The organism is Sinanaerobacter sp. ZZT-01, from assembly GCF_035621135.1.
In the GTDB taxonomy this organism is placed as follows: domain Bacteria; phylum Bacillota; class Clostridia; order Peptostreptococcales; family Anaerovoracaceae; genus IOR16.
In genome coordinates this window covers 450,740-465,898 of sequence record NZ_CP141728.1, presented here as the reverse complement: position 1 = coordinate 465,898, position 15,159 = coordinate 450,740, and the positions used below count along the sequence as shown (strand labels likewise).

11 protein-coding genes are annotated in these 15,159 nt (G+C 44.1%); 10 read left to right on the top strand and 1 reads right to left on the bottom strand.

Annotated features, from left to right (window positions below):
• Window positions 1-3: 3 nt before the first annotated feature.
• The 6 genes from U5921_RS02210 (at window position 4) to U5921_RS02185 (ending at window position 10,123) form a co-directional block, all read left to right on the top strand.
• Window positions 4-3,222: a type I restriction endonuclease subunit R gene (locus U5921_RS02210; protein WP_324824903.1), complete on the top strand. Its 3,219-nt coding sequence runs from the start codon at window positions 4-6 to the stop codon at window positions 3,220-3,222.
• Window positions 3,223-3,241: 19 nt separating this feature from the next.
• Window positions 3,242-4,735: a Hachiman antiphage defense system protein HamA gene (locus U5921_RS02205; RefSeq protein ID WP_324824902.1), complete on the top strand. Its 1,494-nt coding sequence runs from the start codon at window positions 3,242-3,244 to the stop codon at window positions 4,733-4,735.
• Complete coding sequence (locus U5921_RS02200) at window positions 4,728-7,364, top strand: DEAD/DEAH box helicase (RefSeq protein ID WP_324824901.1); 2,637 nt, start codon at window positions 4,728-4,730, stop codon at window positions 7,362-7,364. Before U5921_RS02205 ends, U5921_RS02200 begins: the two co-directional genes overlap by 8 nt.
• 18 nt (window positions 7,365-7,382) lie before the next feature.
• Window positions 7,383-8,282, top strand: a complete 900-nt coding sequence (locus U5921_RS02195; RefSeq protein ID WP_324824900.1) for a GIY-YIG nuclease family protein — start codon at window positions 7,383-7,385, stop codon at window positions 8,280-8,282.
• Window positions 8,283-8,307: 25 nt separating this feature from the next.
• Window positions 8,308-8,859, top strand: a complete 552-nt coding sequence (locus tag U5921_RS02190) for a hypothetical protein (RefSeq protein WP_324824899.1) — start codon at window positions 8,308-8,310, stop codon at window positions 8,857-8,859.
• Between the two features lie 106 nt (window positions 8,860-8,965).
• Window positions 8,966-10,123, top strand: coding sequence for a hypothetical protein (locus U5921_RS02185; protein ID WP_324824898.1), 1,158 nt, complete (start codon window positions 8,966-8,968; stop codon window positions 10,121-10,123).
• Window positions 10,124-10,634: 511 nt separating this feature from the next.
• Here the strand turns inward: U5921_RS02185 and U5921_RS02180 are convergent.
• Window positions 10,635-11,087 (bottom strand): hypothetical protein, encoded by a 453-nt coding sequence (locus U5921_RS02180; RefSeq protein ID WP_324824897.1) that lies wholly within the window; start codon window positions 11,085-11,087, stop codon window positions 10,635-10,637.
• Window positions 11,088-11,305: 218 nt separating this feature from the next.
• Between U5921_RS02180 and U5921_RS02175 the strand changes: the two genes are divergently transcribed.
• The 4 genes from U5921_RS02175 (at window position 11,306) to U5921_RS16175 (ending at window position 15,120) form a co-directional block, all read left to right on the top strand.
• Window positions 11,306-12,037, top strand: coding sequence for a recombinase family protein (locus tag U5921_RS02175; RefSeq protein WP_324826030.1), 732 nt, complete (start codon window positions 11,306-11,308; stop codon window positions 12,035-12,037).
• Window positions 12,038-12,158: 121 nt separating this feature from the next.
• A complete protein-coding gene (locus U5921_RS02170) occupies window positions 12,159-12,977 on the top strand; it encodes a ParA family protein (protein ID WP_324824896.1) in 819 nt (272 codons plus the stop codon).
• The gene (locus tag U5921_RS02165) at window positions 12,970-13,980 is read left to right on the top strand and encodes a ParB N-terminal domain-containing protein (RefSeq protein WP_324824895.1); all 1,011 of its coding nucleotides are present in this window, start codon (window positions 12,970-12,972) and stop codon (window positions 13,978-13,980) included. Before U5921_RS02170 ends, U5921_RS02165 begins: the two co-directional genes overlap by 8 nt.
• A 762-nt stretch (window positions 13,981-14,742) precedes the next feature.
• Window positions 14,743-15,120, top strand: a complete 378-nt coding sequence (locus U5921_RS16175) for a TnpV protein (protein ID WP_417765030.1) — start codon at window positions 14,743-14,745, stop codon at window positions 15,118-15,120.
• Window positions 15,121-15,159: the final 39 nt, after the last annotated feature.

The window sequence follows — 15,159 nt, the reverse complement described above, 5'->3', positions numbered from 1 at the left end:
TTTATGCCTAAACTGTGTGAATCCGCAGTAGAAGAAATGACCATCGAGGAACTGCAAAGCCTCGGTTATAACTACATATCCGGCGTAGACCTCGCGCCTGACGCTCTGAATCCCGAGCGCAATAGTTATGGGGATGTTCTCCTTATGGGGCGGCTACAAGCTAAAATGTCCAAGCTGAACCCGACGATCCCTTCCGACGTTATTCAGGGTGCGGCTCGGAAGCTTTCCAGGATAGCTACTTCAAATATGCTCGCCGACAACGAAGAATTTCACAGAATGCTTGTGAATGGTGTATCCGTTGAATATCGCAAGGGCAGTGACATCAAAGGTGATTTTGTCCATGTCGTCGACTTCGAAAACCCGCTGAACAACGAGTTCCTCGTAGTTAATCAATACACCATCGTCCAAAATAATAACAACAAGCGCCCTGATGTGCTTCTTTTCATTAACGGCATTCCGCTTGTTATTTTTGAACTGAAGAACCCCGCTGATGAGAATGCAACCTGCCACAAAGCGTTTGACCAGTTGCAAGCGTATAAGTTGGCAATTCCCGGACTTTTCACTTATAACGAAATATGCATTATCTCCGATGGGTTGGAAGCAAAGGCGGGATCACTGACCGCGTCTTATTCCCGTTTCAGCGCATGGAAAACAAAGGACGGCATCAAAGAAGCCACCAAGTTCGATGACGAACTTTCCACGCTGATTCACGGGCTTTGTGCTCCCGCGACGTTAATTGACTACATACAAAGTTTCGTAACTTACGAAAAGACTCAAACTGAGGATAAAGTCACTCACATTGTCAAGGTTGAGACTGTTAAAAAAATTGCGGCTTACCACCAGTATTATGCTGTGAATAAAGCCGTGGAGCAGACGATCCGCGCCAGTGGATATTCTGGCACTCCCGGCATGGTGCTTCATGAAGATCCAGAGAATTATGGACTGCCCTCCGCTCAAAACCAACCAAGGGGTGACCATAAAGCGGGCGTGGTTTGGCACACGCAAGGAGCTGGGAAGTCTCTGTCGATGGTTTTCTACACAGGTAAAATCGTCCGCACTTTGAATAACCCGACCATATTGGTTATCAATGATCGTAATGATCTCGACGATCAGCTGTTTGACACTTTCGCAGGCAACAGTGACCTCTTGCGCCAACCGCCGAAACAAGCGGACTCCTGCGAAGAACTGAAAACCCTTTTGAAAGTTGCATCCGGCGGTATCGTCTTTACGACCATACAGAAGTTTATTCCAGATAACAATGCATCGGTTTATGAACTGCTGTCTGCACGTGAAAACATAGTAGTTATCGCTGACGAAGCACACCGTACCCAGTATGGATTCAATGCTAAACTCCGCGACATCAAGGAAAACGGCGAAGTAGTCGGACAGAGGATTGCTTATGGTTTTGCAAAATATATTCGCGATGCGCTTCCAAACGCCACGTTTATTGGATTCACCGGAACACCCGTTGAGAAGCAGGACGCAAACACACCTGCTGTCTTTGGTAACTATATTGATATCTATGACATCGCACAGGCGGTTGAGGACAACGTAACCGTCCGCATCTTCTACGAGAGCCGTCTTGCAAAAGTGAACCTTACCGAGGAAGGCAAACGACTCGTGGAGCAGTTTGACGCGGAACTAGACGAGGTTGGAGAAGCTGATGAAGCCACGGCTGCTAAAATAAAATGGGCGAAATTGGAAGCTATCGTCGGTAACGAAGGTAGAATTCAAATCCTTGCCAATGACATCGTGACCCATTTTGAGGAGAGGCAAAAGGTATTCGAGGGGAAAGCCCTGGTTGTTGCTATGAGCCGCCGTATTGCAGTTGCCCTCTACGATGCAATAATCAAACTTCGCCCTGAATGGCACAGCGATGATTTAGACAAAGGTGTTATCAAGGTCGTGATGACTTCGAGCAGTTCAGACGGTGCTGCTATACAGAAGCATCATACGACAAAGGCACAGAGAAAAGCACTCGCTCTTCGTTTGAAAGACGAGAACGATCCATTAAAAATTGTCATCGTGCGGGATATGTGGCTCACAGGTTTTGATGCTCCATGCCTAAACACGATGTATATAGATAAACCGATGAAAGACCACAACCTCATGCAAGCAATCGCCCGTGTCAACCGCGTGTTCAAGGATAAGCCGGGCGGTCTAATTGTAGACTACATAGGCATTGCCACAAACTTAAAAAAGGCTCTCGGCTTTTATGCAGAGAGCGGTGGCAAGGGCGTTCCCGCCGAAACGCATCAAAAAGCTGTTGAAATAATGCTTGAGAAAATAGAAGTTGTGCGCGGGATACTTCATGGCTTTGATTATTCAACATTCTTCTCAAGTGTAGTCAAGGATAAACTGTCGCTGATACTGCAAGCGGAAGACTTCATCCTTGGAGTGGATGACGGGAAGAACCGATATGTTCGTGAAGTTTCGCTGTTAGGACAGGCATATGCTCTCGCCAAGCCCGACCCAGCCACCTTTGATAACGCTGAAGAGATAGCGTTTTTCCAAGCGGTCAAGGCAAGGCTTACAAAATTTGAGGCTGGCAGCAATGGGAAAGACGAGAATTATGATTCGGTCATACGGAATATTGTAAACTCTGCCATTGCCTCTGATCAAGTTGTGGACATCTTCAGCGCAGCGGGACTTGAGAAACCTGAACTCTCAATTCTTTCTGAGGAATTTCTGAAAGAAATCGAGGGAATGAAATATAAGAATGTTGCCATTGAACTACTAAAAAAACTATTATCCGACGAGATAAAAATACGTTCCAAGCACAACCTTGCAAAATCAAAAACTTTAATGGAAATGTTGGACGGCGCGATAAAGAAATATCAGAACAACCTTTTGACCACTGCTGAAATAATCGAAGAACTTATTCGTATCGCTCGTGAAATCAACGCAGCCGATAAGCGCGGTCAGAATATGGGCCTCTCAGAAGATGAGCTTGCTTTCTATGACGCACTTGAAACTAACAACAGCGCGGTAAAGGTTCTGGGTGACGACCAATTACGGGCAATCGCGCGCGAAATAGCTGATAAAGTCAGAAAGAATGCGACTATCGACTTCGCTATTAAGGAAACAGCCCGTGCCCGCATTATGGTCATCGTACGCAGAATACTGAACAAATATGGCTATCCACCCGATAAACAACCCGCTGCAATAGAGCTTGTGATGAAGCAAGCGGAAAATCTGGCTGACGTTTGGACAGCTCAATAAATTCAAAGGAGTAAAAACGATGTCATTATTTATCTCGTATAATAGAGAACAAAAAGACTTTGCGGATAGAATAGAATCCTCTGCACGCACCGTTTGTCCTGTCATGCGCGATACAAATGACATCGCTCCATGGGGCAGCATTGAGGAGTTCATGAACCGAATTCGTCAGGCAGATTATGCAGTGCTTTTAATATCGGACGAGTATTTGAAGTCCATCAACTGTATGTATGAGGCCTGCCAGCTATACAAAGATGTTAACTGGGAATACCGCACTATGTATGTTGTGCTTGGAAATGCTGATATTTATGTTTATACAGTGGCGAATCACGAGCGTTACATCAGGTACTGGAAGGACAGGAAAACTGTTCTTGAAGATCAGGCTAAGAGCTTGCCCGTTGAAAGCATAGATAGTATTACATCTGAAATAAAACGCGTAAGCGAAATCCTCCTTATGCTCGGCGATTTTTTGAAAACTATCCGTGACACAAACAATACGAAACCGGAAAATACGATAGACGCAATAATTAGTTTTATTACGACCACTCCTGCACCTAAAGAAACGCATTTAGAAGATGATTCTTGCGAAGCGCTATCCAAAACATTGAAGGGAGATGCCTTCGATAACATTTTCAAAGAGGTCACCCACTCGGAGCGTCTCAACTTGCGAAACCCTCATGCCTTGCGCCTTTTTCACTTGGACGTTGTAAATTACGGGTTTTCTCAAAAGGAACTCCTGAAATTCCTCCGAAAAAATATCGGCAGGTATGTATACTCCAGAGCCAAGCTGGAACAGTTCAAATTGGACGATGATGTTGAGGGCGTGCGTGACGAAGCTCTCCGCATCATGCGTCAGACAGGGCGTCCCGATGAAAAAGGCACAGGAAACGAGCTGGGTGAAATGCTGCTTTATGCTTTTTTGGAGGAGAAGCTCGACGCTCCGAAGTTACTGAGCAAGGTCGAGCTTTCCACCGGTGCGAAACAGTACAATAGCCAGTGCGACAGCATCCATATGCATTTTGTCAACAATGCCGATGGAATAGCCTACTATCAGATGGTGTTCGGCACCTCCAGTGTGATTGGTGATTTGAAGGGTGCCATTGACGCAGCATTTGAAGGAGTTGTCAAAATTGAGAATCGCGGCGATGATGAGGTTGAGCTGGTGGAACACACTTTTCTTAATCAGAATGTACCTGCCCGTGATGTCGATTTTATCCGCAGCATCTTGATTCCTTCGCCGGACGGCAATACGACATACGATACCGCATATGGCATTTTCCTCGGATACTCGCTTGGGCTTGAACCTGGAACGCGTACAGCGCTGGAATACCGGGCGGCAGTCAACAAAAAAATGGAACGCGATATACAGGAATACGCGAAATACATACGGGAGAAAATTGACGAACTTGGACTCTCTCACCGCTCCTTCTATTTCTATGTGATGCCATTAACCGATGCCGAGAAGGAAAAACGTGAAATAATGCAGTCAATTATGGAGGTGTCAGACAATGGATGAGACCCCTATGGTTAATTTGAGTGATGCCATTTTTGGTGACATTGAGGACAACGAATATCTGAATGAGCTTTACAACAACATTCTGTATAACTATGCCCTGAAAACCTTGTGCCTCAACGGACGCAAGAAAATGCGTGGTGTCAATGTTACAGCGGCGTTGCGTTTCGCAGACCTTCTTTCCAAATCCACGCACCCGGAACGCCGCGATGCCCATAGGATATGGGCGCAGGAAATTATCACGCTGCTTCTTGCGCTGTACCCTGACGATGAAAAGGTGTCTTATTATGCGGGTGCGGTGCTTTCAAGCACGGGCAATTTTCTTGGACAAGACCTTATAAAATCGAGTTACACCGAGCCAACCGCATTTGAGCAGTTATTCGCCGCGTATAGCCGCAACTATCTGACAATCCCGGCTGAAAAGAACAAGCGCTTTTTCCAAGCGCAGAAATATGCGTATGACCACCTGCAGGACGACTGCTTCAGTTATTCCGCGCCCACTTCGATGGGAAAGTCCTTCATTATGCGTATGTTCATAAAGGAGGAGGTGCTCAAGGGCGTAAAGAAGAACTTCGCCCTTATCGTTCCGACAAAGGCACTTATCAACGAAGTCCGCAGCGAGGTCATCAATGACCTGAAAGGGCTGTTGGAGCAGCGTGATTACCGTGTTGTCACCGCTGCGGGAGACTTGGCGCTAGAGCAAAGCCACAGCTTTATTCTTGTTCTCACTCCTGAACGGCTCCTATACTTGATAAACAGCAAGCCGGATTTACCAATCGACTACCTCTTTATTGATGAAGCGCATAAGATGTCGGGCAAAAACAGTCGCGGTCCGTTCTACTATTCCGTGGTTGATGACCTCTCACGCAGAGAGCCGAAACCCCATTTTATTTTTGCTTCCCCGAATATACCTAACCCGGAGGTATATTTGCAGTTAATTGCAAACGGTCAGTACGACGGCGAGAATGCGATGGCATCCTCATTTTCGCCTGTTTCGCAGTTCAAGTTCCTTGTTAGCTTGGGTAGCAAGACCATCAATGTATTTAACGACCATACTAAATCCAATGAATTTGTTTGCACACTGCAGGGCGATAACCCCACGCTGGATTTAATCCTTCAGGCTTTCGATCACACTGAGGGCATGAAAGACAAGCGCACCATTGCTTATTTCAGCGGCAAAGACAAGGCTATTGAAGCAGCTCGGCTTTTTGCAGATAAACGCGAAAAGCTAAACGACCCCGAGCTGAATGAGCTGGCGAAGGATGTGCGCAATGAAGTACACGGCGAATACTATTTAGCCGAGCTGCTTGAAAAGGGCGTGGCGTATCATATCGGATACCTGCCGTCTGCAATAAGGATGCGTATTGAAAAGTTGTTCAAAAAGGAAAAAATAACCGCGATGTTCTGCACCAGTACTCTGGTAGAGGGCGTTAACCTTCCAGCGGATAACCTCTTTATTTCCAGTTATAAAAACGGACGGGCTCGTATGAACAGCATCGATTTTCGCAATTTGATAGGTCGTGTTGGGCGTATCCAGTTCAACCTTTGCGGTAATGTGTTCTTTGTCAGCGACGAAAACACTATCAAGCAAGATGATTATCTCCAGCTCCTCAAGGATGATGTTTCAGACCAGAAACTGTCGTTAACACAGGATTTAAAGCCCAAACACAAAAAAAAGATTGTGGAAACGCTCCTCTCTGGCAGTTCCGTTATCGACAAATACAGCAAAGACCAGTCCGAAGAAGAATATATCATGATGCGAAAATTCGGTCTGATTCTCCTCCGTGACATCGTAGACGGAAATGACAGCCTTGTAAAGCGAGAATTCTCCCCATACCTGACATCTGAAAAGGAAGCCCAAATCCGAGCATCCTTTGCCGAAAGCGCCGAAATGATAGACAGCGACATCAATGTCTCGCTTGACCAAACGCGGAGGCTCCGTGCGGCAATAATTGCCGACCCAGAATTCTCCTATCCAAAGCCGGATGGAAATGGCTACTTTGACCACGATGAGGTTGTTGATTTCCTGCGTCGATTGGGAGACATCTTTAACTGGAAGAAATACGAGTATTCGTCATTGGGAAAAACAAATAATGACGGTGACTATACGCGGCTCGGCTGGTATACGACCATTCTGATGCAGTGGATTGAAGGAAACGGACTCGGCAGCATTATGCGCAAAGCCATCAGCTACCGAAAAGACCACCCGGATTCATTCTGGCTGAACGCATACACTCCAAGTTATTACATGGATACGCGGGAGCACAAGAATATCGTGTTCGCTGATACGCTGGAAGTAATTGAAAATGTCATTCTGTTCAGCATTTCAAACTATTTTCTTCGCTTCTCCAATGAGTACAAGCGCGTTTATGGAGAGGTCTCGTTGAACAATAATAACTGGTACGAATATGTAGAGTACGGCACAATGAATACAATCACTATCCAACTACAGCGTCACGGCTTCTCCAGAGAGGCGGCAACATTCATCCGACAGCATCAAGGCGATTATGTCATCATGCTTCCATCTGGTGAAATACGGCTACGCACCACGCTCAAGAACTGTAGTAACGATGGTGTTGTAAGGGAGCTGCCTGACATTATTTTTAATGCTCCCGATTTGTTTGTAGATTAGTAGAGCGGAGGTGCAGATATGGCAAAACGAGGAAAGAGTATAAATCTGTTTTTAATGGATGGCGAGCCGACCGGGCGCATCAAATGTACCCTTGCCAACTGGACGGGTGTTGCATATAAAATACCGCGCACGGCTTTAGACTTGTGCAAAGAGCGTGACGACTTGAAGCAAAGCGGGATTTACTTTCTGTTTGGCACTTCCGATCAGACCGGCAATAATGTCGTATATGTCGGTCAGGCAGGTGCGAGAAAGAACGGCGAGGGGCTTCTTTATCGTTTGCAGGAACACAAACGTAATCCCGATAAGGATTATTGGACAGAAGCCGTTGTGTTCACCACGTCAAATAACTCCTTCGGACCGACGGAAATAAGCTATCTTGAGAACCGCTTCTGTGGTTTGGCGCTGTCGGCAAACCGTTATGAGGTCAAAAACGGAAACGATCCGACACACGGTAACATAACGGAGGAAAAAGAAAGTGAACTCGAAGAATTCGTCGATTACGCCCGCATTGTTATGGGGACATTGGGTCATAAAGTATTTGAGCCACTGACAGTGTCTCCGACTGCTCCTGACGAGGATGAGCCGACGTCATCACCTGACCTAATGTTGTATCTTAAGCGAAAAAGCCATAAGAGCGGAAAAACGATTGAGGCTACCTGTAAACAAACCAACGAAGGATTTGTGGTTTTAGCCGGAAGCCAGATAGAACTAATAGACTCACAGAGTATACCCATAGGAATAAAGAAAGCACGCGAGAATGCAAAAATTAGCAGTGAAGGGCTTCTGCAAGAGGATGTTCTGTTCCGCAGCCCATCATACGCTTTGGCTTTTGTCATTGGTGGCCACGCCAATGGATTGACCGAATGGAAGACTTCGAACGGTATCACGCTGAAAGATTACGAAAATTCAACTGAGTAATGATTGTAAAAGGAGGCAACAGATTATGAACACGACAAGCTCATATTATAGAAATCTGATTGAAACCGTCCTACGCTATTCTGATGCCACTGAATGGAAAGCAGCGGTTTTAGAATGGTGCATTGATGATGTCGAAGAAGATGAAACATTAAGCGAATCTTGCATCTGCGGGAAAGAAAACCTCAGATTTCTTTTTACAATCAGAAATACCGTCAATGGACAAACGCTTTATCCAATCGGCAGTTCGTGTATAACGAAATTTGAACGTTCTGATTTGGATGAGGAGGTCGCTGTAAAAGAGCAGCTTTTCAAGCTCCTCCATGCCATTGAGGATAGACAATTTCTTGTATTGTCATCCGATTTCTTTTCCAGAAAACTATTACGTTACCTCTATGACCTCGGTGCTTTTAAGCCCTCGTCGTACAATGAATATGATCCGTATAACGATTATCAGTTTATGCTGGATATGTTCAATAAAAGGAATCGTAGTGAGAGGCAGAACAAAAGAGCTACAGCAATTATTCTGAATTCAATAAAACCTTTCTTGCAAGATATGCTGAGGGATAAGATTCATTAACGGCAAAACCTGCAAGTTTGTAGCGACGATCAGAAAAATAACACATCCATTGTAGCGTTAACATTGATACTTTATGTTCAGAACAGAAACTCTGGAGGTATACTATATGGCTAGCTTTAAGGACAGCAAAGAAACTCATTTTATTATTGACGAAACACGTCGTTCTATTGTTGACGCCATACTAGCAATGGGAAGCTTGACAGGTGATAAACAGTATCATGAATTTGCAAAAGTAGTATGTCCTTCGCTTACCGAAGGCATGATATCTGAAATTGCTAGACATATGGATCGTTTTGACGATTGGCCTGAAAGCTATCTTATGGATACCATTATTGATTATTTGAATCTTTCAGATGAAGAGTTTATGTTTTTCCTAGAACAATATACAAACCCCAACATACACCACTGGCACTGGAATGCTCAAGAAGAACGACGAGAGGATGTTTGTAATTCGGGATTTGTAGATGTAATCAATCGGTATCTTGAACATGATGGTTATAAACTGGTGGTAAAAGATACCATAGGAGATAAGCAATTTTATCAATGCGTGTCAACAAAAGCAGGTGTCCAAGGCTCTGTGAAAAACATTATTTTTGCAGCAAAATACAAGCCAGAAATCGTATTCGATGATGCTTTAAACAATGATATAAGAATTACCAAGAATGCTAATCAATGTTTAATATATGACAGACCAATTCCACAGAATGGGCTAATGTGGAATGAGTTGGTAGAATGGTATGCAGAGGAAAACGTAATAGAAGACAATCAAGAAAATATGTTTATCCGAAGGCTGTGCGATTGTTTAGATACAAGTTTTAAAGCCAGCGGCGAAAAGTCGGGTCCCGAAACGTGGATGCTACAGGCTTATTATGAATTAAAAAAAGAATTGGGTGTTGATGTACCAGCTTTAATACCACAGGTTTATCTATACTATGATCCCCAAACGCAAAAAGAGCGTGGTTATAAATTGTTTGAACATCAAAAAATGGATTTTCTTATGATTTTTTCACATCGTGATCGAGTGGTTATAGAAATCGATGGAAAACAGCATTATGCTGATGGCGATAGGGCATCGCCCAAACTTTATAGTGAAATGGTTAAGGCACATCGTGAGATGAGTCTATTTGGATATGATGTCTACCGGTTTGGAGGATATGAGTTTCTGGGGGCAAATGATAGTGGCGAACTCAAGCAAAAAGTACTTAATGATTTAAAACGATTTTTTGTAAATTTATTTCGGAAATATGGTGTTGTCACAGTATGATAGGTTTCAATTGAAGAGTAAATGTGCCATCTACGACTTTATCTACACCGTTAAATGAAACGTCAGGGTATACCTACCATTGATTTGTTCCCGCGAACGGATAACGTCATAAAATATATTGGAGATATTCCCGTGAACGGAAAACGCCGTAAAAAGTATGCTCGACTTATTCCCTTGCACTGGAAAAACACCAAGCACAGCCCCGACATCAAACTGATGCTATCGTTCCATGTGGAGACGGTGGTAAAAATACAACGCCAGAACCCTTGATTTTGCTGGAGTTTAAGCACTTTTATGAGTTCTTCAGTTTCAGTAAAAACAGCGATAATTACCACCAAAAAGACCTGAAAAGCAGTATCAAAATTAAAGTCGTTATATGACATGGTACGTGGGAACACGTCTACCAGTAGTCAGTTTTAAGGATCAAAATTTAAAATAGGTAGCAAGAAATCCTGAATTCGTGAAAATGAAATCAGGATTTTTTATTGCCAGTTTTAAGCGACTTACATATTTAACTCTCTAATTTTTCTAAATAGGCTTTTGCTAATTCTTCAATGTTATCAAATCTTTTAGGTTCTTCAATTTGAATAGACTTTAGTATTTGCTTTCTATATGACTTTATAAACTCTATTTCAAATGAGGGATCGAGTGCCTCTATTTGAAATTTAAAATGAAAATCAGCATACTTTATTTTAAAGTCACGTGAAACGAATTTGATATTTGGATAAATATCATCGATTTCTTTACATCCTAGATATATTTCCTTAACTTGAGTTGCTTCAGAGAGACTTTCAAATAAATTTGAATTTGAAACAATAGGAGTATTAATGTCTATTGGAACATCATAACCAATATACTGGTGCGAAGTGATTAGTCCGTTCAACTCTTTTAAGTCAAAATTGAACTTATAGGGCACTTTTAAATTATTCCAGCTATGTTTTATTGCCTTTAGCTGTTTTGGCATCTTATCTAGAGCAATTTTCAACTCCGAATCTAAAGCTTTTGTCTTACTATAAGATATTGGGTAATAAAAATGTTTCAGCTCAATGTATAATGCATAACCACAAGGATCAACTATAAGAATATCACATTCTCTCTTTTGCTTTTTGGTGTTCGGAACTAGTGCATTGAAGTTAGATATGACAACTGAATCTGGGAATTTATGCTTAACAAAGGGTCGATATAATCCCCGCCAATATTCTTTTAACCAAACCCAACGCCAGAAAGAGAAAGCTCCGTGTAGCGGCCTACTGCCGGGTCAGCACCGAACAGGAAGAACAGCAGTCCAGCTACGCTGCACAGATTGCTTATTACACGGAGAAAATCAACAAAAACAAAGATTGGGAGCTTACCGGTATTTTTGCCGATGAGGGCATCACTGGAACCAGCGCCAAAAAGCGTACCGAGTTTCTCAAGCTCATGGCACTGTGCGAAAAGGGCAAAATAGACATGGTGCTGACCAAATCCGTTTCCCGGTTTTCCAGAAATACACTGGATGCCATCGGATATACCCGGAAGCTCAAAGCAAAGGGAATTCCCATCATCTTTGAAAAAGAGGGCATCAACACGATGGAGATGGCCAGCGAAATGGTGCTGTGCTTCCTCAGCGGGTTTGCACAGGCTGAGAGTGAGTCCATCAGCCGCAACGTCACATGGGGCAAGCGCCAGAGCTTCAAAAGCGGAAAGGTACCTTTTCAATATTCCCGCATTTTAGGTTACGAAAAAGGTGAGGACGGTCAGCCTAAGATTGTGCCGGAGGAAGCGGAAATCGTCAAGCGGATTTTCAGGAGCTATTATTCCGGTGCCAGCGTCCAAAAAATAAAGGAATCACTAGAGGCAGACAAAATTTTTTCGCCCACCGGCAAGCAGGAATGGTCAATCGGCGCACTGCAATATATGCTCCGGAAAGCCTGAGTTATAATAGACAGTAATCAGAGAAACCCAGTAAACAAGCGGGTTTTCACCGATTACGTCTATTTTTTATTACCCTTTTTACCCTACCCAAATTAATTTTACTCAAGAAAGGAGTTTGCCGATGGCAAAAGTAATTGCAATCATGAACGAGAAGGGCGGCGTGGGAAAAACGGCCACGGCCACCACGCTTGCCTATCTCTTGTCCCAGAGGGGGCATAAAACCGCCCTTATCGACTTTGACGGTCAGGGGCATTCAAGTATCATCTTTGGTGTGATGAACACCAACAAACTGGAGGTAACTATTAACACCATCATTCGTAAGCTGATTGAGGACGAGCCTTTGCCTGATCCCGATGGTTATATTCTTAAAACCAACTGCGGTGTAGATGTTATCCCCTCCAATTCCCAGCTCTTTACGCTGGAGCGCAATCTGTGCAACGTGGATTTCCGAGAACGTGTGCTGTCGCAGTATGTAGATACCATCAAGGACAGATACGAGTACATCATCATCGACTGTATGCCCCAAATGGGTACACCGATGATTAACGTGATGATGTGTGCCGACAGCATCATCGTACCAACACAGGCAGAGCTTTTATCTACGCAAGGACTGGCAGAGTTGTTGAAACATTATCATGTTATCAGCAAAAACAGCAACCATCGTCTGCGAATTGATGGCATTCTTATCACCATGGATTCTCCGAATACTATTTTATCCGCACAGGTCAATCAAATGATTCAGCAGGGCTTTGCAGGGAAAGTGCCGATTTTCGAGACTCGTATTCCTCGTTCTATCAAGGTTGCAGAAGCAGTGTTATATCATCAAACAATCTGCGAGTTTTTGCCGGAAAATCCAGCAGCGATTGCTTACAGTCAGTTTGTAGAGGAACTTCTATCTTGTGAAGAAGCAGATGGAAAGGAGCTGATTGGAGTTGGCTAAGCCTAAAGTTATTATTGAAGATTTTGCAGATATGCTCAATTTCGAGCCGGAACAGGATACTGCCCTTGCTCCTGTGCAGGGCGGTATCACGCAAATGGATTTCTCTTTGATGGAGCCATTTCCGAACCACAGGTTCAAGCTATATGAGGGACAGCAGCTTGCGGACATGGTGGATAGTGTTCGCCAGTTTGGTATCCTGCTTCCCATTATCCTCTGGCATACGGAGGATGGACGGCATCTGATACTTAGCGGTCATAACCGCCAAAATGCCGGTCAGCTTGCGGGTCTTACCAAAGGCCCTGTTATAATCAAAGAAAATCTGACCCATGATGAAGCCGTGCTGATTGTAACGGAAACCAATTTGCGCCAGCGTTCCTTCTCGGATATGAGCCATTCGGAACGAGCTTACTGCCTTTCCCAACATTATGAAGCACTGAAATCACAGGGCAAGCGAAATGACCTTTTAGAGGAGATAGAAAGGCTCTTGAACCCGCATGATTCCGATGGAAATTCAACTTCTGTTCAACTTGAACAGAAGTTAGAAAGCAGAGAAAAAGTCGGACAGGAATATGGTCTTTCTGCATCAAAAGTCGGGCGTTATATCAAGATTTCTACGCTGATTGAACCGCTTATTGCAAAGGTTGATACCGGCGAAATTGCTTTCCTAGCTGCGTATGACCTCTCTTTCGTAGAGAGCAGCAATCAGCAACAGCAAATTTCCGACCTCATGGAGTCCGACAGCTACAAGGTAGATATGAAAAAAGCGGAATTGCTCCGCAGTTACTATGAAACCGGAAAGCTGACTGATACCACCATGGTACAAATCCTTTCCGGTGAGAAAACCCGCAAACCAAAGAGCAACAAACCCCAGCCTTTTAAGGTCAAGCCTATGGTGATTTCCAAGTATTTCACCAACGAGCAGAGTTCAAAAGAGATTGAGGATACCATTGATAAAGCACTTGCTATGTACTTTGAAAATCTGAATACGGAGGTGGTAGATTGAGCAAAGCAACCCTACTTGCCGGCCTTTATAAGCAGTCGGTACAGGAGTATACAAAAACTCCTGCTGAGTGGATGGGGCTGTTATCCTGTGTTGCACGGTTCTACAAGCGTTCCTTTGACAATTCCGTGCTGATTTATGCACAGCGCCCCGATGCCACACAGCTTGCTACTTTTGATGAATGGCATGATAAACGGATTAACCGCAGTATCAATAAAGGTGCAAAAGGGATTGCCGTAATTGATATGGCAAATCCCAATGCCAGTATCAAGTATCTGTTTGATTTCATGGACACCAATGGCACACCGCAGAGCTTTCGCACTGTCATGAGCTTTTTGTGGGAGCTGGAGGAACAGTATCAGCCAAGCCTTTTGCTAAACCTTCATGAGAAAAACAATACTCCTACTTCCAGTATCGAACAGTGTCTGTATAAATTAGCACAGCGTATGGTGCGAGAGCATCTGCCGAAGTATTTGGAGAATTTTAAGATTCGTGATGAAAGCAGTATGCTCTACGGTATGCCTATCGAAGCGGTCAAGGCGGAGCTTACCGAGCTTGTAACAGACAGCGTAGCCTATACCGTGTTTAGAAAATGCGGAATGGATACTGCCCCTATTGAGGATGGCACCTTTGAAAATATCAATCATTTTAACAGCTTAGAACTATTTATGATCATTGGTAATTGCACCGTTTCACTGGCACGGCCTATTCTCAGGGAAATCAATCAGCAAATCAAAGCAATCAAAATCGAAAGGAGCCAAATTTATGAGAACAGAGCCATTGATGAATCTCAGCTATCGTCAGGCCGAGGACGGGATGATGTATCCCGAAATTCAGATTTCGCAGGAAGTGCAGACCGACAAAACGCCGGTGGGCAAATTCGGCAGAGCGTGGAAAGCCTATATGATGGAACAGCATCCCCACCGTCTGTCGGAGCTGATAGCGCAGGGCGAAATCAACAAAATGATTCTCCAAGTGGACGAGGAAGCGGAAAACCGCAAGGAAGCACTGATACAGGAGCTTCTCTTGGCACAGCCGATGCCGGAAACCGAAGACACACTGGAGAGAGCCGGTCACATGAACATGATTACCCTCACAGCGGAGGAAATCATACAGAGCGAAGTGGTACTCAAAGTCAGATAACAGAACAGCAGTCACATACTGAACCGCCCGTAGATGGTA